At 60.8% G+C, this 21,471-nt stretch carries 16 protein-coding genes and 1 pseudogene; 6 read left to right on the top strand and 11 right to left on the bottom strand.

The features are described 5' to 3' along the window. Positions 1 to 369: 369 nt before the first annotated feature. Both CUU80_RS10220 and msrA read right to left on the bottom strand, forming a co-directional pair. Positions 370 to 705, bottom strand: a complete 336-nt coding sequence (locus tag CUU80_RS10220; protein ID WP_100497228.1) for a putative heavy metal-binding protein — start codon at positions 703 to 705, stop codon at positions 370 to 372. 298 nt (positions 706 to 1,003) lie between these two features. After that, entirely contained in the window at positions 1,004 to 2,020 is a 1,017-nt protein-coding gene (gene msrA / locus CUU80_RS10215; RefSeq protein WP_100497227.1) for a peptide-methionine (S)-S-oxide reductase MsrA, read from the bottom strand. Between the two features lie 360 nt (positions 2,021 to 2,380). Here msrA and CUU80_RS11070 point away from each other — a divergent pair, with 360 nt between their 5' ends. Then, on the top strand, positions 2,381 to 2,761 hold the full coding sequence (locus CUU80_RS11070; protein WP_243388731.1) for a hypothetical protein: 381 nt from the start codon (positions 2,381 to 2,383) through the stop codon (positions 2,759 to 2,761). Between the two features lie 8 nt (positions 2,762 to 2,769). Here the strand turns inward: CUU80_RS11070 and yddG are convergent, their stop codons facing one another. The 8 genes and pseudogenes from yddG to CUU80_RS10170 all read right to left on the bottom strand — a co-directional run bounded on the left by yddG (position 2,770) and on the right by CUU80_RS10170 (position 14,163). Further along, positions 2,770 to 3,828: an aromatic amino acid DMT transporter YddG gene (gene yddG, locus CUU80_RS10205; RefSeq protein ID WP_100497226.1), complete on the bottom strand. Its 1,059-nt coding sequence runs from the start codon at positions 3,826 to 3,828 to the stop codon at positions 2,770 to 2,772. 658 nt (positions 3,829 to 4,486) lie between these two features. Then, a complete protein-coding gene (locus tag CUU80_RS10200) occupies positions 4,487 to 5,002 on the bottom strand; it encodes an Hsp20/alpha crystallin family protein (protein WP_100497225.1) in 516 nt (171 codons plus the stop codon). A 447-nt stretch (positions 5,003 to 5,449) separates the two neighbouring features. Further along, positions 5,450 to 6,625 carry a toxic anion resistance protein gene (locus tag CUU80_RS10195; RefSeq protein WP_243388730.1) on the bottom strand — a complete coding sequence of 392 codons (1,176 nt, stop codon included), beginning with the start codon at positions 6,623 to 6,625 and terminating at the stop codon, positions 5,450 to 5,452. A gap of 76 nt (positions 6,626 to 6,701) precedes the next feature. After that, a complete protein-coding gene (locus tag CUU80_RS10190) occupies positions 6,702 to 7,802 on the bottom strand; it encodes a substrate-binding domain-containing protein (RefSeq protein ID WP_100497224.1) in 1,101 nt (366 codons plus the stop codon). After that, positions 7,799 to 8,482, bottom strand: coding sequence for a hypothetical protein (locus CUU80_RS10185; protein WP_243388729.1), 684 nt, complete (start codon positions 8,480 to 8,482; stop codon positions 7,799 to 7,801). Before CUU80_RS10185 ends, CUU80_RS10190 begins: the two co-directional genes overlap by 4 nt. Before the next feature lie 133 nt (positions 8,483 to 8,615). Next, a pseudogene (locus tag CUU80_RS11170) lies at positions 8,616 to 9,215 on the bottom strand (vWA domain-containing protein); the annotation flags it as partial. Positions 9,216 to 10,438: 1,223 nt separating this feature from the next. Continuing rightward, entirely contained in the window at positions 10,439 to 11,536 is a 1,098-nt protein-coding gene (locus CUU80_RS10175; RefSeq protein WP_100497222.1) for an alpha/beta fold hydrolase, read from the bottom strand. A gap of 5 nt (positions 11,537 to 11,541) precedes the next feature. Further along, positions 11,542 to 14,163, bottom strand: a complete 2,622-nt coding sequence (locus CUU80_RS10170) for a prolyl oligopeptidase family serine peptidase (protein ID WP_100497221.1) — start codon at positions 14,161 to 14,163, stop codon at positions 11,542 to 11,544. 279 nt (positions 14,164 to 14,442) lie between these two features. Between CUU80_RS10170 and CUU80_RS10165 the strand changes: the two genes are divergently transcribed. Genes CUU80_RS10165 through CUU80_RS10150 form a run of 4 tightly spaced genes read left to right on the top strand, consistent with a single transcriptional unit; the run spans position 14,443 to position 18,622 of the window. Then, positions 14,443 to 15,954 (top strand): resuscitation-promoting factor, encoded by a 1,512-nt coding sequence (locus CUU80_RS10165; protein ID WP_100497220.1) that lies wholly within the window; start codon positions 14,443 to 14,445, stop codon positions 15,952 to 15,954. A gap of 59 nt (positions 15,955 to 16,013) precedes the next feature. Beyond that, on the top strand, positions 16,014 to 16,922 hold the full coding sequence (gene rsmA / locus CUU80_RS10160; protein WP_100497219.1) for a 16S rRNA (adenine(1518)-N(6)/adenine(1519)-N(6))-dimethyltransferase RsmA: 909 nt from the start codon (positions 16,014 to 16,016) through the stop codon (positions 16,920 to 16,922). Then, positions 16,919 to 17,935: a 4-(cytidine 5'-diphospho)-2-C-methyl-D-erythritol kinase gene (locus CUU80_RS10155; RefSeq protein ID WP_100497218.1), complete on the top strand. Its 1,017-nt coding sequence runs from the start codon at positions 16,919 to 16,921 to the stop codon at positions 17,933 to 17,935. The genes rsmA and CUU80_RS10155 overlap by 4 nt, the downstream gene beginning before the upstream one ends. Positions 17,936 to 17,980: 45 nt before the next feature. After that, complete coding sequence (locus CUU80_RS10150) at positions 17,981 to 18,622, top strand: LytR C-terminal domain-containing protein (protein ID WP_100497217.1); 642 nt, start codon at positions 17,981 to 17,983, stop codon at positions 18,620 to 18,622. A 162-nt stretch (positions 18,623 to 18,784) separates the two neighbouring features. Here CUU80_RS10150 and CUU80_RS10145 read toward each other — a convergent pair whose 3' ends face one another. Beyond that, complete coding sequence (locus CUU80_RS10145) at positions 18,785 to 20,212, bottom strand: CCA tRNA nucleotidyltransferase (protein ID WP_100497216.1); 1,428 nt, start codon at positions 20,210 to 20,212, stop codon at positions 18,785 to 18,787. Here CUU80_RS10145 and CUU80_RS11140 point away from each other — a divergent pair. Further along, positions 20,212 to 21,438, top strand: coding sequence for an NUDIX hydrolase (locus CUU80_RS11140; protein WP_439329983.1), 1,227 nt, complete (start codon positions 20,212 to 20,214; stop codon positions 21,436 to 21,438). The two genes, CUU80_RS10145 and CUU80_RS11140, sit on opposite strands and share 1 nt — an antisense overlap. Positions 21,439 to 21,471: the final 33 nt, after the last annotated feature.

Below are 21,471 nucleotides of genomic sequence, written 5' to 3'. Positions count from 1 at the left end.
GGCACGAGACAAGCTGGCAATCATTGACTATAAAGAAGTAGTACAAACACGCTCTTGAGTTCTCAAACCACCACCACGCCGGCAGACAGGACCCCGAACCATCAGGGGCGGAAGTCCGCCGTGCCGAGCGGCAACAGATGAATAACTTACACGCAAAACCACGAACACGCAAACCAAGGCACACGAAAACCCCGGAAACCGTTGCAAACACTAGCCTTCATCGGCGTGTCGCAAGACCGTTTCCGGACAGTCGATCCACCAACAGAATAAACCCATCGTCATTGCTGGCCCACCAAACAACCACACAACGGACAACGAATTACATCGCAATCACATCCAAACCAAGGCAACCCAGCTTCACACCAATCGTTACGCGGCCTTACGCGCGAGCTGCACGGCGGTACCGGACGCAGTGACCATCAGCATGGACCCATCTGTACCAAGCACTTCGTAATCGATGTCAACACCAACTACTGCGTGCGCCCCCATCGCTTCGGCGCGCTGCTGCATTTCGGCGATGGCTTCGTTACGCGCGTTCGTCAGTTCCTCCTCATAGCCCTGGCTCCGTCCACCGAACACATTGCGCAAACTTGCGCCAATGTCCCTGAACATGTTTACGCCGGCGACCACTTCGCCAAACACAATGCCCTGATAGTTCGTGATGGTGTATCCGTCGATGGACGGTGTGGTAGTGACAAGAATCATGGCGAGCCTCCTTTGGCTTCAGTGCTGTGCTATTTCGTTTGCGTACGCAAAGCAATCGCGCAAGCTTACTGCAATCCTATAGGCATCGAGGCGGCTTGGGACCTACCTTGAGCGAAACGGCAAAGGCAATGGACACCATCCAGTCATCTCTCTCGCGCGGAGCGCGAAGGCAAGAGGCTGCCCCGTGCCGTTGTACAACACGTTCACCGCGACGTACCAGCTGTAAGCGAACGGCTTCGAGCGTTTACTGACATTCCAAACATGACTCCCATGTACCAACTGCAGTCGGCAGACGCGGTCAAGCTTCCTCAGCTCCGGCAGCCTCACCATCCGCATCCCCATCCACGGCGGGGATCCATGCGGCATAGCCCTGGGCTTCCATTTGCGAGCGCGGCACGAAACGCAGGGCGGCGGAGTTCATGCAGTAGCGCAGGCCGCCACGGTTGGCCGGACCGTCCTCGAACACGTGGCCCAAGTGAATCTGCGTCTCGGCGGTGCGTACCTCGATGCGATCGCGGCCGGGAATGCGATGGTCCTCATGCTCGGTGAGCAGCGAGGCTGCAAGCGGGCGAGAGAACGCCGGCCAGCCACAGCCGGAATCGAACTTGTCGCGCGACGAGAACAGCGGCTCACCGCTGACGATGTCCACATAAATGCCCGGCTCGAATTCCTCGTCATACTCGTTGACGAACGGACGCTCGGTTGCGGCCAGCTGAGTGACCGCGAACTGTTCCAGCGTCAAATCCCAAATCCGTTCCACATACTTCTGGCGGCGCTTCACGTTCGCGATCGCGGCGATCGGCACATGGCAGTAGCCGCCGGGGTTGTTGATCAGATAATCCTGATGATGCGCCTCGGCCGGGTAGAAGTTCTTGAGCGGCTCGACCAACACGGCCGGGCGTTGCGGCCGACGATCCACCAGCTGCTCCAATGCCGCCACGTATACGGCCTTCTGCGCATCATCCGTATAGAACATACCCGTGCGATACTGGCGGCCATGATCTTCGCCCTGCTGGTCCACGGAGAACGGATCGACGACCTCCAAAAACAGCAGTGACAGCGTGCGCAGACTCACCTGCGACGGATCAAATACCACTTTCACCGTTTCGGCGGCGTCGGTCTCGCCGGAGCACACCTGTTCGTAAGTGGGTGATTCCACCTGAGATTGCGCGTAACCGACCGTGGTATCCACTATGCCATCCACGTTCTGGAAGTAGCGCTCCAGACCCCAAAAACATCCGCCTGCGAAGTACGCGGTTTGGGCTTGTGTGTGTGGTGCGCACGCGGCCGAATTTGCATTCACGTTCTCACTCATACGCCCTACGCTACTCCTGTCATCCGCCCAGACCCTGAGGAATACAAATATGCGGATTGGCGCCTAGATAGACATGTGAAAAAGTGCAGGCACACGAAAGCATGAGGATATCTCGCTTGCAAGGGGTACATATTGGATCTTTCAAACGTCTATCTGCTTTGCAAGGGGTACCTAATACCTGAGATCCCATCTATCAGGGGCTATATATCACCGTCCATAGTTGGGGTTTCTCCCGTCAAGGTACCCCTTGCAAAGCAGATAGATATCCGCAGACGTTCGAAAGTACCCCTCATAAAGCAGATACCACGAATAATCGCGACTGCTGGCCCGACCGCCCGATGCAGGCATATGCTGGATGGCATGAGCAATGCACCCGAAGAATCAGCGACTGCCACTCACGGTTCAACACCCGCGGCAACCAACGACGGCGTACCCGTGCAATCCGCGGGCACGACTCGTCCAAAACGCATCTCATGGACTCGCGCATCCGGGCCGAAGCAGGCACGGTTGACCATTGCGATTACGACCGTTGCCGTAGTGCTGATTGCGCTCGGGCTCGGATTCTTTGTGAGCTGGGGATTGGCGGCGATTGCCGTAATCATCATGGTTCCGGGAGCGATTTCGCTGGCGATTATCGCTCGGCACCCGGAATCGACGGGCGGACGCAGCATGCTCGGCATCTCCAACCCGGATACGCTGCTCGATCCGCTGCGCCGACCGAGTGAGCGCCGCGGGAAGTAATCAATCGCTTATTTGCGTGCGCTGACCAGATAGTTCAGTATCGAACCGGCGGCCACCAGCAGTGCACCGAACCAGAATGGCACGGACAGCGCAAGGCCCAGCAACGCCGCACTGGCTCCGGTGGAAAGCACCGGGGTGGCATACGAAGCAATGGCCAGTTGCTCCATCGAGCCATGCAGAATGCCATATCCCCAGCAGGCATATCCACCTGCAATCACCACAGCGGTGATCACCACGAACAACCATGACTTGAAGCTTGGCAGTTGAGCCGGCAGGCCCTGACCGGATGCAAAGTGGATAATCCACAATGCCACGGCCACGCACGGGAAGAATACGGACGTGCCGTCCACACCCTTCGACCAAGCAGGCGTGAACACCGCATAAATCGACCAAGCAAACGCGCCTAGGAACGCCAATATGTACGGGAGCGGATTACTCGCAATATGCTCGGCCGCAGCACGCCAGTCCAGGCTGGAATTGCCGCCGACCGCCAGCACCACGCCGACTGTGGCCACGAGGGCACCCGGTAGGACTTTGGCCACCGCATGCTTGCGTCGAGAAACGCCGGCCGCAAGCAATACCATCATCGTGGGCCACAGATAATTGACTAGGCTTACCTCAACAGATGAGGCATCGGTGGACGCCAATCCAAGCGAAAGCGAGATCGAAGACTCGTAGAAGACGAACAGCAATCCGCCGCCGATCAGATATTTGCGCGGGAAATCCTTGAGCGGCGCCGGACGACGGAAAATCAGCAGCAATACGCCGCCAAATGTATAAATGAGCGCGGATCCCAATGTGGCACCGAAGCCTTCGGAGACAATGCGCACGGTACCAGCCATGAAGCTCCACAGCACAATCGCCATCAGGCCGATGACCGTGGCACCTGAGGAAACGATATGGCCGCCGGCTAGCGAAGCGGCCTTGGTGGATTGCTGAGACCGGGTGGAAGATTCGGACGGTTTGTTGACGTTGCCGGATTCATCGTATTCGCTTTCCTGCAGTCCAACTTCAGGTGATGCGGACACGATACCGCCGCCTGATTCATCGTCAATTGTTTTCGTCATGCTGCCCCTTGCATCCCCGTGTGTTTGCTCGGGGCCACTCTACCCATCGGACATGTACAACGCGGAATGCACGAGGCGAAATGCACGAGGCGAATCGTTTGTATGTCCGCGCGGGTCTCGTCAATCGCGCGAACATGCAAACGTCTGCCGTCAGGATTCCGAAAAACAAAAATGCCGGGTGAGTATTGCCTCACTCGGCATTTCAGTGGCTATGTTTCCCGCCGCCCGTTGATTAGTCGGCGTAGAAAACGTAGAACGGGCAGCGCAGGGAACACGCTTAGATTACGAACTCGTCCTTGGGCCCAGTCGATTGCCTCCCGGTTCGGAGGCTGGCCCGGCGAACAATGCCGTCGGGTCATATGCTTCACAGCTGAGCTTGGATACGAAGTTCGATTGATGTGATTGAGTCGGTTGCCTCGGTATCGGTCCTGTAAGAACAGACGCTACTTCGTGAAGGCTCAATCGGACCTTCGCTCGGCTACCGCCGAGCTCAAGCTGATGCTACGAACAGTCCACTGGACTGTCCGCTTACGGCCTCGCCTTCGGCCCTTGCAATTGCGGACCGACCGCTGGCCGGACTCAAACCAACCTTCGCAGGTGCTATCGCACCTGCTCAGGCTGAGCCTACAAACAGCCCACTGGGCTGTTCGTTTACGGCTCAGCCCTCAATCGCGATCTGGTGCTTGGACTCGACTTGCGGCTGAGCTTGCATCTTCGGAACCTGAATGCACAGCGTGCCATTGCTGTAGCTGGCGTGAATATCGGATTCCTTCACGTCGTCGCCAACGTAGAAGCTACGAGAGCAAGAGCCCATGTAGCGTTCACGACGCAGCCAACGACCCTCATCGGAAGCGCAAGCGCACTTCTGATCGGAAGCCTGAGCGTTCTCACCGTGAGCAGCCTCAGGAGCCTTATCCTCATGCACGCTGCTGCGAGATGCGGACACGGTCAGATAGCCGTTGTTGAGTTCGAGCTTGATATCGTCCTTCTTGAAGCCAGGCATGTCGATGTCAACGTCGTAGCCGTTGGCGGTCTCACGCACATCCGTGTTCATCATGTTCGCCGGCATGGCCGCAGCCACCTGGTTGTCCATGTTGCGCCAACCCTCAAAGAACGGATCGTCGAACAGATCAGAGAACATCGTGTCATTCATCAAAGCCGGAAACATTGCCATAATCGGTACTCCTCAATTAGGAGAGAACCTGTTTGGCTACCAGTCGCAAACCCCATGCGAGGCTTGCAACGGTTATCGTTGCAGGTTCCGGAACCCTCCCGGGCTCTCAACCTTTGACCTTCACTTCACCCAACTTCCCACGCCCGCGAACATTCCGGAGTTTTACCCACAGTGAAATTCCCTGGAATTCCAGCTTTCCCCGCCCCCTCATCCGTACTTTTCGCGCGAATCGTGCGTTACAGCCACTATTCGAGGCCCTCTAACACCCGTTTCGCACGAAAAGTACGTTACAAGGCCATATTGAGCGCTTGTACCACTCGATTCGCGCGAAAAGTACGGATGGAGGGAACCCCGAACCCCAAGGGACGGGAGGGGAACCGCGGGGACGGACTGCCGCGCGCCCGCGCCACACAGCCGTCACGCAGCCCCCTCTACAAACCCGCAAACTCACATTTGCTGGGCGTTGTCGAGCAGCGCCTGCTTGAGATCGGCCTCGATCTGGCGCATCTTGGCCTGCGCGGCCTCGCGATTGGCCTTGCCTTCCTTCTGGATCTGCACGGTCTCCTTCAGGGTGGCGATGAGCTCGGAATTGATCTTCTCCAACGTGTCGATCTCCACCACGGAACGCTGGTTGGCCTTCTCCGCGTCCACCGCACCCTTGTGCAATGCCGCAGCATTGCGCTGCAACAGCTTGTTGGTCACATCATCGGCCTTGTTCTGCAGATCCAAGGCCTTGCGCTGATTGGACAGGCCCAGCGCGATCACCATCTGGCTCTTCCACACCGGAATCGTGGTGGAGATGGTGGTGTCGATCTTGTCCACAATGGTCTGGTCCGCGTTCTGGATGATCTTGATCTGCGGCGCGGTCTGCAAGGTCACCACGGAGATACGGTCCAGATCGTCCAGCCGCTTTTCGAAACGGTCCAGCTTGGATTTGAAATCCTTCAGCACCTGCGCCTGCATCGGGTCGCCGCTGCGATCCGCCTCGGCCTCCAACGCGGGCAGCTGCGTGGCGCGGAAGTCGGCGAGCGCCTTCTTGCCGGCCAATACGGTTATCTTCAGCTCGCGATACTGCTGTGCGTTCTGCTGATACATCGTGTTGTACATGGAGATATCGGCCACCAGTTTGGCCTGTGCTGCTTCCAGTCTCACGATGATTTCGTCGATCTGCGCATCCACCTTCTGGTAGCGGCGACGCAGCTTATCGATGGAAACGGCCACCTGCCCCAGAATCGGAACCTTGCGGAACCCGCCAAGCTCGGCCTCATCGATGGTCACCAGCATGGTGTTGAGCAGTTCGCCGGCCTCACCGGTGTCTTTGGATCGGGTGTCCGAAAGGATTTCGTCGGCGAAGGTGGATGTGGCGCGCTGGGCGTCCTTGCCGTAGGTGGATTCGATGCCGTCGCGCGTGAAGTCGATTTGGCCGGCCAGCTGATTGACGGCTGTCTGGTCGCCGGCCGGCAGTTTGGCGATCTGCTGGTCCGGGGTCAGGGCGGCAACCGCTGCGGTGTCGGCGGCACTCGGCACCACGTCGCCGGCCGGGGCACTGGTGCCGGCGAGCGCCGGGTTGGTTATGGATGCGGAACCTTTGGTAAGGTCCGCGAGGGTGATTTGGTTGGGCATTGGGGTTCCTTTCGCAATATGGAAATGATGGCGTAACTGATAGCGGAAATAGCGGAAGTTCACGCATGATCTGCGTCTACTGCTTGACACCCTTCAACGTGGCGATGAGCTTTTGCATGGCGTCATTGTTGGGCAGTTCGGAGACTGCGGATATCTGGTCGAGGGTGCCGGGCACCTTGAACCGGCTGATGGAATCCGTACCGACGAAGTTGGCCGCGCGGAATCCGTGCCGTTCCCACGCCAGCTTCTGCATTGCCGGCGTCTTGAGGAGATTGAGCAGTTTCACGCCGTTGCCGTCCAAGGCCATCATGGTGTGGGTGCTCCAGACGGTGGGCGTGGGATACACGATGGTCACGTCGTCCTTGATCTGCTTGAACGCATCCGGCTGATTCACGGCCAGATCCAGAATCTGTGATTCGTAGCCCACCATCATCGGCTTGGAGCCCACGCCGAGGGTAAGGAACTGGTTGAATGAATCCTCCGACGAGGTTTCCATCCAACCTGATTTGGCGAAGATGCCCGCGATGGTGGCACCGTCACGCGCTACCGAGTCCACAGTGGCTGGCTGTCCGCCGTTCAGTACCGTGGCGATTAGTGCCGCGTATTCGTTGCCTGAGTTCGATTGGACCGGGTCGGTCGAGTCGATGCGGAACTGCCCGTAGCCGGCCGCGTATCCTACGTCCGCCCAAGTCTTGTTCTGTCGCATCGCATCCACGGCTTTGGCCATATCCATGTGGTACGCACCGCTCTGGTCTTTGGTGATCAGTCCGCCGGCAACCAGTCCGTCCACCACCGTCTTATGCGTGTACAGCACGATCGGTGAGTTGAACACGATATCGCTCTGCTGCGCTTTGACTCCTTTGGCGTTGCCGTATTCGACGGCTGCGCGCGAGGAGGGGAACAGGTAGTCCATGCCGGACCGGTCGGCGTCCATCATGGCCAGCGACCCGGCTTTGCGGTAGTCCACGTCAAGTCCCTGCTTGGATGCGGCGGTCTTGAATGCGGCGTCGTCGAACAGGCCGATTTTCTCGCCGCCGAGGTATCCGGTCACTGTCACCTGCTCGATCGGTGCGGCAGGCTCAGGCTGGGACTGCCGCCAGACCAATGTGCCGCACACCACGGCCACTACCGCCAGCAGCGCGATAAGGCCGATGATCTTGGATTTGGACAATTTCATGATTGCTGTTGCTCCGTTCTCGGCTTCGGCTGGATCGACGTGTCGCCCGGCACACCATCCGCAGCTGCCGTATCCGTGTCATACCCGTCCATGCGCGCGAGCCGTTGAATGGCGTCGGAATCGGCGGCGATGCCGAGCGTTTTGGCACTGACTGCACGGCTCAGCTCGCCGGCGGCCGTCTGCTCCAATACCTGCAACGCCTCGACGGTCTCCTTGCGCGCCTTGGCCACTTGATCGAGTGCACCCGAGCTTTCCACATCCACATACGAGCGCAGCAGTTTCTCGGTCTGCATGCCATACACGGTGATGTAGTGGCGCAGAATGGGATAGGCGGACGTGTCTCGCGCCACATACTTGACGAGATCCTGCGTGGCCACGATGAAATCGTTCGCTTCCTTATGCACTACAGGGTCACGCACCTGACGCAGCAGCATGCTGATGGCGTTGAGACGCATATTGGCGGCGTCGATGGCTTCGGCGGCCTTCTGCCCGTTCGGCAGTGCGGAGACGAGTATTTTGCCGATGCGACGTTCGGGCTCGGTAAGTGTGGAGGCGGCCACATACCCCAGCGCGGCCAGTACCACGGCCACGCCCATGCCGACCACACCGCCGCCCGCGAGCCAGAACCCGAACCCGGCGAGCAGCAACCCGGCAAGGAATCCACATATCACCTGCAGCACGCCACTCCCCTTTCCGCCGCGCACGCAACCGCGCACGCAACCGCCGCACGCGTCACAGTCGCCGCGCACGCAACCGCAGCTTCGCCAGCGTTTCCGTCACGCATCCCAGTTACCCGAGTCACCCGTCCAACCATCAGTTGAATCCCTTGACTTGCCGGAACACGGCGGCAAGGTCGCCTGAACGCCCGTCGAAGACCTTGGCGTTGCTCAGCGAGGCGAGGGAATTAAGCTGACTTGAGTCGGCGTCGCCAAACATGATGGAGAAGATCGGCAGATCGCGGCCGTTGGTCTTATAGTCGCTTTCGAACGCGCCCTGATTATCGGTGACTGAACGGCCGTCAGTCATCAACACGATGGCCGTGGTGTATTGGCTTGCCTCGGCTTCGCTGGGCAGCTGCTGCAAGGCGGCGTCCAGCCCGAGATAGATGTCGGTGCCGCCGGACGCTTCCGTGGCCGTGGCTTTGCTCAGCAGGTCATCGGTGTTGGTGCCGGTCGCCTTGATGGGGTCGTGCGCCTCGGATTCGAAGGGGATGAGAATGTTCACGTCACCGTCTGCCGGTTCGATGTACGCAGCCTTGGCTTGAGCGGGATTCAACGCCGCGTTCAGCCCTTTGACCACGCCGTCCTTGCCGTCGCCGGACATCGAGCCAGAGTAGTCAACCACCCAGATGGTCCAACTGGGCTTGCGCAGCGCGGTCTGATACACGTTGAGCGCGCTGTCGATCACGGAGGCGGCGGGCAGCGGAATGGTCTTCAACGCGGAGGCATCGGTGGTGATGCCCCAGTCGGAGCGGAAGGATTCCTTGACGCTGCTGTCGGTGGCGTAACTGACCACACCGCCCAGTCCCGTACGCCGGCCGGCACGCTCGAATTCCAGTTTGGCGTCCTGGGAGGCAAGCGCTTTGGCGAAGGAGTCGAACGAATCCTTGAGATTCTGGCCGCGATCCACGTATCCGAGCGGCGAGTCGGACACGGCGATGCCATCGGCCGGGTAGACGGCGAGCAGTGGATCATGGCCGTTCTTGGTCAATGTTTTGTCCGCTTGAATAACCAGTGACTCATAGTTGACCATGGCGTCGAATCGGTCAGGATTGGCCACAACCATGTCTTTGAGCCAGTCCGAAGAGCCGGAGGATCGATCGACGCCGCTGAGCAGCGTTTTGACTTGGGTCGTCAGATTCTTGTTGTTCAGGTCCGCTTCGGTGAGCGGCCCGTCACCGCCGCGCAACGCCGTCATGAACGCCAGGTATGCGGAGGCGCCGGAGTTCGACTGCGTGGCGGAAGTCATCGAGAACTTCAGGTCGCCGCGTGTGACGGCTGTGATGATGTCCGCCGTGGCGACCGGCTTGGTAGTGCCGTCTTCGTTGGCCCACCCCAAGGCGACGGCCTTGGATTTGGCGATGCCGAATACGATGGGCGTGGTGGAGGTGCTGGTGGCGTCTTTGACGATGTGCTTGGTGTCGCCCATGGAAATCCACATGGAGGATGCCGGCCATACGGCGTCATAGCTAAGGGAGCCGGTGGTCGCCTTGCCACCGTTTTTCAGCACGCTCATGATGTCGAGCGAGCCCATGTAATGCATGGTGATGGCCACATTGGACCGGTCGGCGGCCAGTTGGATGGCGGCGGCCACCTCCTTGTTCTCCGATCCGGAGGCGATGTTCAGCGTGGCATCCGGCTTGCCGCCTTGAGGCGTGAACGTCTGCGTGTTCACGTCTTTGGAAACCTGTTTGGTGCCGCTGTTCGGCAGCAGCGAGCAGCCGGCGAGCGCCAATGTGGCAGATACAGTAACCAGCACGGCCAGCCCCGCGACGGCACGGCGGCGAAGTGAAGACATGATGCCCATGACTCCATTGTTCTCCCGCCGCCTGAAGCATCGCAGGCCGAAAGATGACCGCAAGGTGAACTCTCGATGAAGAGCTACACCCGGCACGCTCACATGCGCAGCTCATATGCTCAGTAAGAGGCGCTGGCGATCATCGGATCGTCGTAGAACTTGAGAATCTGCTCAAGGTAGGGTTTGAACGTGCTGTTGGGCATCGAGAAGATCTCATGACGGGATTCCGGGAAACGCACGATATGCGCCTCGCTGCCGCCGTCTTTGACCATCTGGATGAACCGGTTCTGCGGCTTGTTGAGCACCCAGATGTCCCGGCCGGATTGGAATAGCAGAATCGGCGTCTCGACTTCCGCGCAAGCTGCGGGATTCAGTACCGCATGGCTCAGCTTCAATGCCTGACGCACCCATTCGAACGCCGCGCAATAGGTCTGATATTCAGGATGTTCGCACCGCAGCTTGAAGTACCAACGCTCGCGGGCTTGTGAAGCACCTTCGTTGCCTTTCATTGAAAATTCCGGCGTGAAATCGCTCTGGCCGAATACGCGCTTGCGGCTGAAACCGAGCTTGCATAGCACGCCGACCAGCACGCGGGCCACTCCCAACGGCATGCCGGTGGCCGGGGCGATCATCGGAGCGGAAAGCACCGCCTTGTCGAACAGCGTGGGGTACCGCTCCAACACGGCAGCGCCGATGCCGCCGCCCATCGAATGACAGAACAGGTTCAGGGGCATCCCGGCCGCGTACTGCTGGCCGATGGTCTGGGCGAAGGCGGCGAGATCGACTACGTAGCGATGCCAGTCGTCAATCCACACCATGCAATGATTGTCCACGTTGCGCGCGGACTTGCCATGGCCGCGATGATCGAGTACGCAGACCGAATAGCCGGCGAGCAGGAAATACCAGACGAGCTCATCGTATTTTTCGGCGAACTCGGTGAACCCGTGGCTGATGACAATCGCACCGCGGAAGGTCGCGGTGGCTCCCTGCTCGCGGATGGCATCGAACTTGGCCGCGTCATAGCACAGATAGTGCAGCTTGCCGGCGTGACTGTCGTCGCCGTCCAGCGCGCCTCCGGCCAGAGGCTCAAGCCCGGCCGCTTTTTCGGCGGTGCCCGGGTCGAACCAACCCTCGTCGCGGCACTGTTCCAGCGCGGGCAGCACCACACGCGTCATCGTCTCGGCGTACTCGGCCTCGTCAATCATCGTCACCTGCATGTCCCTTATCTTAGGGCCAGCGCTTCCTTAAGGAAGTCGCGCTGCACAATCAGCAGGTTCTCGGCCACCGTTTCATCGTTGGTCATATGCGTGATGCCGGTCAGCGGCAGGAACGTATGTGGTCGGCCCGCCGCCATCAGTGCCTGGGAGAGACGCAGACTGTGGGCGATGGTCACGTTGTCGTCCGCGAAACCGTGGATCAGCATCAGCGGGCGGGTAAGTTTCGGCGCATCCTGGATGATGCCGTTGCGCGCGTACACCTCGGGGTCAAGACCCAAGTAACGCTCGGTGTAATGCGTATCGTACAGGGTCCAGTCGGTGGGCGGTGCGCCGGCGCAGGCGGCCTTGAACACGTCCGGCGCGTCCAGCACGGCGAGCGCCGAAAGGAATCCGCCGTACGACCAGCCGATCATCGTCACCTTGTCGAGATCCGGCGCGGGAACGCCGTCAAGTTCCGCGACTGCGGCCGGCAACGCGTGGACGGCTTCGATCTGGTCGGCCAGCGTGATGGGCTTCATGTTCTCGAATATCTCACGATCCCACTTCGGTCCGCGACCGGTGGTGCCGCGACCATCCGCCGTGACCACCAGGAAGCCCTGATCGGCCCACCACTGGGCCTCCCAGTAGAAGGATTGCGCATCCACCACTTGCTGGAATCCGGGGCCGCCGTACGGCTTCATCAGTACCGGCAGCTGCTCGGCGTACGCATACGGACTTTCGGCGCTGGGCGCGATAATCGCCGTATACAGACGGTGTTCGCCGAGACGGGTGAAGTGGAGGTTCGGCGTGAATCCGGGTTCAGCGGCATGGTTGGCGATGCCGGCGGAGTAGCCCTGCGGCTGGCCGGGCTTTTCCGCATCGACGGCATCCGGCACAGGCACATACGAATGAACCATCTGCACACCGGCATGGTCCAGATCACGGCCGGAAACGACCATGCCACGCTCACCGTGCGACGCCGTCCAGACGCCCGGACGCGTGGTGATGGGCACCGCGCCGCCATCGGACAGGCCATCGTAATCGAACAGCACCACATCGAAGCTGCGGGCGTCATGTTCACCGCCTGCCGCGGTCCAGGCGGCCGGCAGACCAGCCACATCCGGTTCGCGCTGGACCACGGCCATCACTTCATGATCGCCCACGTGCAGCACTTCGCGTACGTTCCAGCCGGCCGGCGTAAACGGGCGTCCGTCCACGGTCAGTCGGTTGGTGTCGGTGTCCATATCATTCAAGGCGCAGACCAAGCGACCGTCCGGCGTATAGGCGGGAGTGCCGGGCACCAAGTCGATCCACTGATCGTTATGGTGGCTTTCCAGTATGCGCGTGGTGCCGAACCAACGTTTGCCGGCCATAATCTTGAGCACCTGATCGTTGCGCTGGCAGCGGTCCTGCACGAGCAGCAACGGATCGTGGCCTTCGCTCCAGTTCACGGCCGCCACATACTCGTACGTGTCGCGATCCCATTGCACATCGGCGGTGGCGGTGATGCCGGCGTACCGATCGTCCTCATCAAAGGCAAGCGTGGCGAGGGTCAGGTACACGTCGGCGTTCCGGGTCAGCGCAGCCGGGTAGCGGCGGGCGGCGGCAGGGGCCAGCGGATTGGCCGGGTCGCTCAGATGCCAGACCTGTTCGTCGGCCGTATCGAACGATTCAAACAGCACATGCCCGGAATCGGGGGCCCACCAGAAACCGTCGTACCGGTTCATCTCCTCGCCGGCCACGAATTCGGCAAGGCCGATCTTCCACGTGTTTTCGGCCGGATTGCCGTCCTCATCCTCTACCGAAACGCTGTAGATCGCGGTGATGCGATCGTCGAACACCTCAGCATCGCCTGTGACGCCGGCGTCCTCGCCGTACAACCCTTCACTTAAGGCCTCCTCGATGGCGTCCGACTCCACATCCACGCCATCGGGCAATTCTCCGGCAGGCTCTTCCTCGATGCCGTCCTCGCGAACCGCGTCGTCCGGCCAGTCGCCGATATCCACCAGCATCAGCGAGGTGCCAGTCGTGTACAGGATATGCGTGCCGTCCGGGGCGATGCGCGGGTTCAGCACCGGCGCATAGGTGTCCGGGTCTTCATCCAGCCAAGCGCCGGCGATTTCGCGGGTGCGCGCAACAGGCTCGCCACGGTCGGCTTCCGCTTCGGCGTAGACGTCCGGCCATATGATGCCGCCATCCGCCTGACGCTCGCCGATCTCCGTTATATACAGTCGTCCGTTGATGGTGAAGACGATGCGATCGCCGGACTTGTCGGCGGAATATCCGACGATGCCGGTGCCGCCTTCGCGCGCACGTTCACGGCGGGCACGCTCCTCGGCGGGCACATCCTCGCTGTCCGCGCCCTCCCCCAGCAGTTCACGCGGGTCGGCCAGTTTGGTTTCGTGATGTTCGCCGTCCGCGCCGAACCAGCTCACCCACAGCGCGGTCACCAGATCTTCGGGGCCGTCCGAGCGCAGGAACAGTGCGCGGGCACCGTCGCCGATCACCTGCGCCGAACGTGGGGCGCCGCAGGTGAACCGCAGGGTGCGGGCCTTGCGTCGAGGGAAATTCGCGATGGCATCGTTGCCGGAAACAGTGGGATGGGATACGTTGCAGGTCACGTCGTTGACGTCTGTATTGCTAGCCATACTCCCAACCTACGCAGATACCCGGCCGGCCGCAAGGCAGCACCCGAGAATGCCGCAACAGTGCTCACGCGAAGATTCAAGCAAAGGCTCACGCGGCGACTAAAGCAGAGGAATGGTGACAGTGCCTGTGGCATCAGCCCGCACGGCCGGGCCAGCCATTACGATTGGGTGAGTATGTCTTTCGAGCAAGTCGGCTGACGGCCCATTCAACCGGCCCGTCACCGGCTTTCGCGGAAGCGGCATCGGCACACGGTTTTTCGGAAAGGTCAACTGGGTATTATGGCACGGCGTTGGACCCCGCAGCGGTTTGTTACACTGCGTCGCATCCGCGTAACCGCCTGTGTAGCGGCAGTTAGCATGGTGATGGTCGGCTCATTTGCCTTCACCGCGCGCAAAACCGTGGCCCTGACCATCAACGGGGAGACCACGCAGGTCACCACGTACGCCACGACGTCCGCCCGTCTGCTTGAGGAGCAGGGCGTGGATGTCAAAACGCATGACATCGTCACCACATCATCCGGCAATACGCTGGCCAATCATGCCGTGGTCAGCGTGCAATCGGCGTATCAGACCACCATCACCATCGACGGCGTCTCCGTACCGTTCTGGACCGTGGCCACCAGCGCCGACCAGCTGCTTGGCTTCTTCCAGGAGAACCAGCCCAACGACGCTGCCATCACCGTCGATATCGACAATGTCTACAACCAGCTCACCGGCGGTCTGGTGATCAACCAATCCGGGCCGGTCACCGTCATTGCCGACGGCAAAAGCTCGGTGGCACCCAACGGCAAGCTGCCGGCAGCCTCCATTTTGGACTCCAAAGGCATTGTGTTGAACAAGGAGGATCGCGTCAGCGTCGAAAAAGACGGTGACGAAACGGTACTGCGCGTACGCCGCGTCACCCATGGTGAGGAGACCCGCACCTCGGTGATCCCGTTCTCCACGCAGACCGTGATCGATCCGAATCTGGCCGAAGGACAGACGGAAATCCGTCAGCAGGGCGTCAACGGCGAGAAGACCCAGGTGTATGACGTCACCTATGTGGACGGCGAGGCCGAGTCGGAAACGCTGAAATCCGAAACCATTACGGTGATGGCTGTCGACCAGATCATCGCCGTAGGCCCGGATTCTTCCGCTTCTCAAGGGTCCGGCTCGTCCAAGTCCGACTCGTCAGACTCCGCAAGCTCCGCAGATAAGGCCGACGCCGGCTCGAATCCGGGTGACGACAGCGCAGGCAAGAACGATTCGTCCGACAAGAACTCCGGTAACTCAGGAAGTTCCGATACGCCCACCCCGACCCCTCAGCCCGGCAACGGCAACAATTCCGGTGGCGGCAGCGACAATTCCGGAAGCAACTCGGGTAATAATTCGGGTAGCGACTCCGGGAACAACTCAGGCAGCACCGATAACGGCACCGATAACTCCGGCGGCGACTCCGGAAATTCCGGCTCGACCACCACGCCTTCAGGCCGCCTCTGGCACGCCACGGTGGCCCAAGCACAGGCCTATGCGGCCGGTGCCGCGGCACAGCGCGGCTGGACCGGCAACGAATGGGACTGCTTGGTCAAATTGTGGAATCGCGAATCCAGCTGGCTGTGGTATTCGGAAAATCCATGGTCCGGCGCCTACGGCATCCCCCAATCGCTTCCCGGAGACAAAATGGCCACGTTCGGCGCCAACTGGCGCGATGACGCCGCAGTCCAAATCGATTGGGGCCTGTGGTACATCGCCCAACGCTACGGCAGCCCATCGGTAGCCTGGCAACATTCGGAAGATGTCGGCTGGTACTGATCCGACACCATCCAACGCAAGCTGTATGAGACACCGAGGAATCCCAAGGAACCAAGCATATGAATCATGATGATGCCTCCGCCGGCCACCTGCTGGGTGCCGCAGATATTCGCCGTATCGCCGCCGATGCCGGCGTAAGCCCGACCAAAAAGTTCGGCCAGAATTTCGTTATCGACCCCGGTACCGTACGTCGTATCGTGCGCGAGGCGGGCGTCACCGCAAACGATCATGTGATGGAAGTGGGCCCCGGCTTGGGTTCGCTCACGTTGGCCATTCTGGAAACCGGCGCCGCGATGACGGCTGTGGAAATCGACCCGCCGCTCGCCGAGAGACTGCCGAGCACCGTAGCCGAATTCATGCCGGAGGCCGCGGACCGGCTCAAGGTCGTCAACCGTGACGCGCTGACCGTCACGCCGGACAATGTGCCGGATTTCCGTGACGACGACTCATTCACGCTGGTGGCCAATCTGCCCTACAACGTGGCCACGCCCATCCTGCTCACCCTGCTGGAGCGATTCGACAATCTCGGCTCGTTCCTGGTGATGGTGCAGAAGGAAGTGGCCGACCGTTTGGCCGCCACTCCCGGCTCCAAAATCTACGGCACTCCCAGCGTGAAGCTTGCCTGGTACGGTACGGCGGAGCGCGCGGGGGTTATCGGCCGCAATGTGTTCTGGCCGGCACCAAACGTCGATTCGGCGTTGGTGCGATTCACCCGGTTCAAGGCGGATGATGCGGCATCGCCGGCATTCGGACCTGACGCACCTTCCCGTGAACTGGTGTTCCGTCTGATCGACGCGGCATTCGGCCAGCGTCGTAAAACGCTGCATGCGGCGCTTAAAACCATGGTGCCGGCCGAAGCGTTCGAGGCCGCCGGCATTGATCCGACCCGTCGCGGTGAAACGCTGACCATCACCGAATTCGCGGCATTGGCCAAGGCTGTGGAAAGCACCGGAAAGGAGACGGCATGAGTGCAATAGCCCCCACATTGGTGCGGCATAAGGCGTCCGACGCCGCGACCACATCCGCCATCGCTGTCAACAGCACTGCCCACACTGCCAGCGCATCCGACACCTTGCATGCATCGAACGCCGCACCGCTCACCGTAAGCGTGGACTGCCCGGCGAAAACCAATCTCGTACTGCATGTAGGGTCGACCCACGAGGAATGGGGCGGGCGTCACGAATTGGACACCATTTACTGCGCCGTCGGCGTCTATGACACGGTCACCGCTACGGCCAAACAGCCCGGCACCGGGTTCTCGCTGGCCATCGAAGGCGCATATCTGGGCGATTTGGCCTCATCAAGCGCCGACATGCGCCGCAATCATGCGGTGTTGGCCCTGTTCGCCATGGCCGAAGCGGCCGGGCGAGAGCCGGATGTGGCGTTGACCATCACCAAACGCATTCCCGTCGGTGCCGGCTTGGGTGGCGGATCGGCGGATGCGGCTGCCACGCTGCTGGCGGTGAACCGTCTCTGGGATTTGCACTGGCCGGTGGAGCGTCTGCGCGCCATCGCCGCCACCTTGGGCGCGGATATGCCGTTCTGCGTGACCGGCGGCATGGCGCGAGGCACCGGATTCGGCGAACAGATCACCGATATCGCACCGGACAGCGAACAGGGCTTGCGTCTGGCAAAAGAAGGTTTTGCCGGTCAGGTGCTGGTAGGCGCATACCAATCGCAGCTGAGCACTCCCGAGGTGTATCACACCTTCGATGTGGTGGGTGCGGGAGCGCAGGACGCCAATCATCTGCAAGCTTCGGCCATCAGTCTGCATCCGCGCAGCGGCCAGGCGATCGAAGCCGCCCTCGCAGCCGGTGCCCGTCACGCATTCGTATCCGGCTCCGGACCGTCGGTAGTGGCGTTCGTACCCGACGACACCGCAGCAGATCAGGTGATCACGGCTTGGCGAGACGAGGCGCTGGTCGATCGCATCATCCGGGCCGTCGCCCCCGCAAAACCCTCGGTCGGCGTCAGCCATTGACGCTAAGGTAGCAACAAGTCGAAGATAGGCAAAGGAAGTTCCACGATGATGCATCCGTTTGATGAACGTGAGGCCCGCAAGGCGTACGTACGCCGCCGTCAGACCATCGTTTTCTCCATCAGCGGCACGCTGCTGGCCATCTTCCTGGTCGTCGCCGTGCTGTTCAACTTCCATATCTTCGGGCTTGGAGAGGTCTCCACCGCCCGAACCGAACCGAACTTCGGCAATGCCGCTCCGTGCGCCGTCAAGGACGCCAACGGCAAGGCCACATATGCGGCGAACGCTTCCGTGGGCGTGCGCGTGCTGAACGGCACCGACCATCTTGGTTTCGCCAAGGCGGTGGGTGGCGCACTTACCAACCGTGGCTTCAGTGTGCAGAGCATCGAGAACTATTCGAGTACCAGCGTGGAGCGCACCACCATCTACTTCGGCAAGAACGCGATCAATCAGGCCTATACGCTGGCCGGCAACTTCACCGATGCCACAATGATCATGACGGCGCGTGAAGATCAGCTGATCGACGTGGTGATCGGCGCCACCTTCTCGGATTTGCAGGACACCGAATCCTCGCCGAAGTCCGGCAAGGAAATCACCAACATCGAAGGCTGCAAGGCAGCCGACAGCATGACCAAGCTGCCTGCAGACACCAAGCACGACGCATACACCACGCAGAGCGACGCGCAGTGATGCCGTTGCCCGTGCCTGTAGGCATGCGGTAACGCCGCGATACGCGCAGGTACGCATAACAAACAGTGTGGCCGGTGAGCGATGCAATACGCAATGCTCACCGGCCACACTGTTTGTTATGCGCCTGTTATGCGCTACAGGCCTGTCGCTTCGTAATACACCTCAGACCTTTTCGGTGACCTCTTCGGCGTACCAGCGCTTCAACTCGGCCACCGCCACATCATGCTCCACCGGCCCGTTATCGAGACGGTAATCCAGCATGTGCTTGTAGGCGCGGCCGATCATCGGACCGGGCTCCAGACCCAACAGCGCCATAATCTCGTTGCCGTCCAGATCGGGGCGAATGGCGTCGAAGTCTTCCTTACGCTTGAGTTCGCGAACTCGCTCCTCCATCTCATCCATGGCATGCGCGAAAATCGCCGCCTTGCGCTTGTTCTGCGTGGTGGCGTCCGCGCGGGTCAAGCGGTTGAGCCGCTCATACAGGTGGCCGGAATCCTTGACATAGCGGCGTACGGCCGAATCGGTCCACGGCTCATCCACATAGCCATGGAACCGCAGGTGCATGTTCACCAGTTCGGACACGTCATCCACCACATGATGGTCGAAGCGCAGCGCCTTCAACCGCTTGCGGGTCATTTTGGCACCCACCGCATCGTGATGATGGAAGCTCACCTTGCCGCCCGGCTCGAACCGACGGGTTTTCGGCTTGCCGATATCGTGCATCACCGCAGCGAGGCGCAACGTCAGATCAGGAGCCGGCACCGGGCCGTCCGGACCGGTTTCCAATGCGATGGCACGCTCCAGCACCATCATCGTGTGCTCGAATACATCCTTATGACGATGATGTTCATCGATCTGCAACTGCAGCGCCGGAATCTCCGGGAAGACGATATCCGCCAAACCTGATTCGACCAACGCCTCCAGTCCGGCGCGCGGACGGTCGGACAGCAGCAGCTTGGTCAGCTCATCGCGCACGCGCTCGGCGGAGACGATCTCGATACGGTCGCGCATCGACGTAATCGCCTCGGCGGCATCGGGAGCGATACGGAAGCCGAGTTGCGCCACGAAACGCACCGCACGCATCATACGCAGCGGATCATCGTCAAAGGACTGACGCGGGTCCACCGGCGTACGCAACACGCCTTTGGCCAGATCGTTGGCACCACCGAACGGATCGACGAACTCAAGATCCGGCACGCGCAAGGCCATCGCGTTGACGGTGAAGTCACGGCGGGACAGATCGCCTTCCAGAGTGTCGCCATAGTTGACTTCCGGCTTACGCGAATCCGGATCATAGGTGTCCGAACGGTAGGTGGTGACCTCCACCTTCACTTCGGTACCGTCGGCACGCCGGCGCATGGCACCCAACGTACCGAACTTGCGACCCATATCCCAGAAGCCGTCACGGCCCCACCGACGCAGTATCGGCTCAAACTGCTCCGGCCGCGCCGATGAGCAGAAGTCCAAATCGTGGCTGGGCCGATGCAACAGCAAATCCCTGACCGGGCCGCCGACCAACGCCAGCTCATAGCCCTGCTGTGCAAACAATCGGCCAAGTTCGATGGCTTCGGGCCATACTTCGAAATCCAATGGGCGCCTTTCCGTATGCGACGTTTTTCTGCCCTACCAGCATACCGTTACCCCACCTGCACACGGGGTTGAGTAAGGTGGAGAACATGATTACGCCCGCCGACCTTGCCCGCATGCTTGGGCAAACACCCGATTCGGCGGTCAACTATACCCAAGACAAGCTGCTGTATACCTCGCAAACACCGCAGAATTCCGCCGATTATGGGGATTATGAGGTTCAGGAGGCCACCGGCGACTTCACCGCCGCGTCGGCAGAGGATGCCGGCGAGACCGCCGACGAACCGCGGTCGGCGGAAGAACGCATTCCGGTGCCGCAGCATCCAGAACCTCCGGCACAGCAGCATCCGACGCCGGCAACCGTGTTCGGCATGCACGCCACCGTCACCATCGCCACCCCGAACGAGACGATTGTGGGGCAGGTCGATGGCATCGCCGGTGCCGTGGCCCCAGAAATCGCTCCGGCGGACACTCGCCCGACGCCGGCCAATGTCTTCGGCAAACTTGCCGACGGTCAACGCAAACCGGCAGTCTCCCAAGACCCGCAGCGCAACCTTCAGCCGGTTCAGACGGTTCAGACGGTGACGGGTCTTCGGGAACTGCAGCATCAGTCGCATCCAGCCGACCGCCCGACCGCGTCGCCGGCGCATATCGCCTCATCCACCGCCGCCCGCATGGCCAAGGTGCATGCCGCGTCAACGGCACCGAGCGGCCCGACGCCGGCCATGATGCCGCAGCGTCGCGCCACGGATGGTCCCACCACGTTCGCTTCGCTGGACGCGCAGGAACTGCCGGTGGTGCGCGAATATTCGGCCGGCGGTCTGATCTTCGACGACCGTAACCGCGTGGCCATCATCGCCCGTCATTCGCGTTCCGGACATCTGGAATGGTGTCTGCCCAAGGGTCATATCGAAAAAGGCGAGACCCCGCAGCAGACCGCCGTGCGCGAAGTGCATGAGGAAACCGGCATTCTGGGCGAGGTCATCGACTCCATCGCCACCATCGACTACTGGTTCACCGGCACCACGCAACGCGTGCACAAGCTGGTCCATCACTTTGCCCTGCGGCAGATCGGCGGCGAGCTGACCGTGGACGGTGACCCCGATCATGAGGCGGAAGACGCCATCTGGGTGCGTTTCGATGATTTGGATGACGTATTGAGCTACCCGAACGAGCGGAAAATAGCATGGTTGTACGCCAGAAAGAAGAACAGGCAGGCAAACGAGTGAACCTACCCGGAGTCTCACGATACGGCAAACGTC

Origin of the sequence: Bifidobacterium scaligerum (assembly GCF_002802865.1) — a bacterium.
Lineage (GTDB): Bacteria > Actinomycetota > Actinomycetes > Actinomycetales > Bifidobacteriaceae > Bifidobacterium > Bifidobacterium scaligerum.
Note: the sequence above shows the minus strand (reverse complement) of the source record. Positions and strands in the feature narration are given on the sequence as shown.

Coding starts and splice junctions, on each gene's coding strand:
- rsmA (WP_100497219.1), top strand. CDS start 16,014: ATGAATCATGATGATGCCTCCGCCGGCCACCTGCTGGGTGCCGCAGAT.
- yddG (WP_100497226.1), bottom strand. CDS start 3,828: ATGACGAAAACAATTGACGATGAATCAGGCGGCGGTATCGTGTCCGCA.
- CUU80_RS10220 (WP_100497228.1), bottom strand. CDS start 705: ATGATTCTTGTCACTACCACACCGTCCATCGACGGATACACCATCACG.
- CUU80_RS10190 (WP_100497224.1), bottom strand. CDS start 7,802: ATGAAATTGTCCAAATCCAAGATCATCGGCCTTATCGCGCTGCTGGCG.
- CUU80_RS10175 (WP_100497222.1), bottom strand. CDS start 11,536: ATGCAGGTGACGATGATTGACGAGGCCGAGTACGCCGAGACGATGACG.
- CUU80_RS11070 (WP_243388731.1), top strand. CDS start 2,381: ATGAGCAATGCACCCGAAGAATCAGCGACTGCCACTCACGGTTCAACA.
- CUU80_RS10150 (WP_100497217.1), top strand. CDS start 17,981: ATGATGCATCCGTTTGATGAACGTGAGGCCCGCAAGGCGTACGTACGC.
- CUU80_RS10170 (WP_100497221.1), bottom strand. CDS start 14,163: ATGGCTAGCAATACAGACGTCAACGACGTGACCTGCAACGTATCCCAT.
- CUU80_RS11140 (WP_439329983.1), top strand. CDS start 20,212: ATGGGCGCCTTTCCGTATGCGACGTTTTTCTGCCCTACCAGCATACCG.
- CUU80_RS10155 (WP_100497218.1), top strand. CDS start 16,919: ATGAGTGCAATAGCCCCCACATTGGTGCGGCATAAGGCGTCCGACGCC.
- msrA (WP_100497227.1), bottom strand. CDS start 2,020: ATGAGTGAGAACGTGAATGCAAATTCGGCCGCGTGCGCACCACACACA.
- CUU80_RS10165 (WP_100497220.1), top strand. CDS start 14,443: ATGGCACGGCGTTGGACCCCGCAGCGGTTTGTTACACTGCGTCGCATC.
- CUU80_RS10195 (WP_243388730.1), bottom strand. CDS start 6,625: ATGCCCAACCAAATCACCCTCGCGGACCTTACCAAAGGTTCCGCATCC.
- CUU80_RS10200 (WP_100497225.1), bottom strand. CDS start 5,002: ATGGCAATGTTTCCGGCTTTGATGAATGACACGATGTTCTCTGATCTG.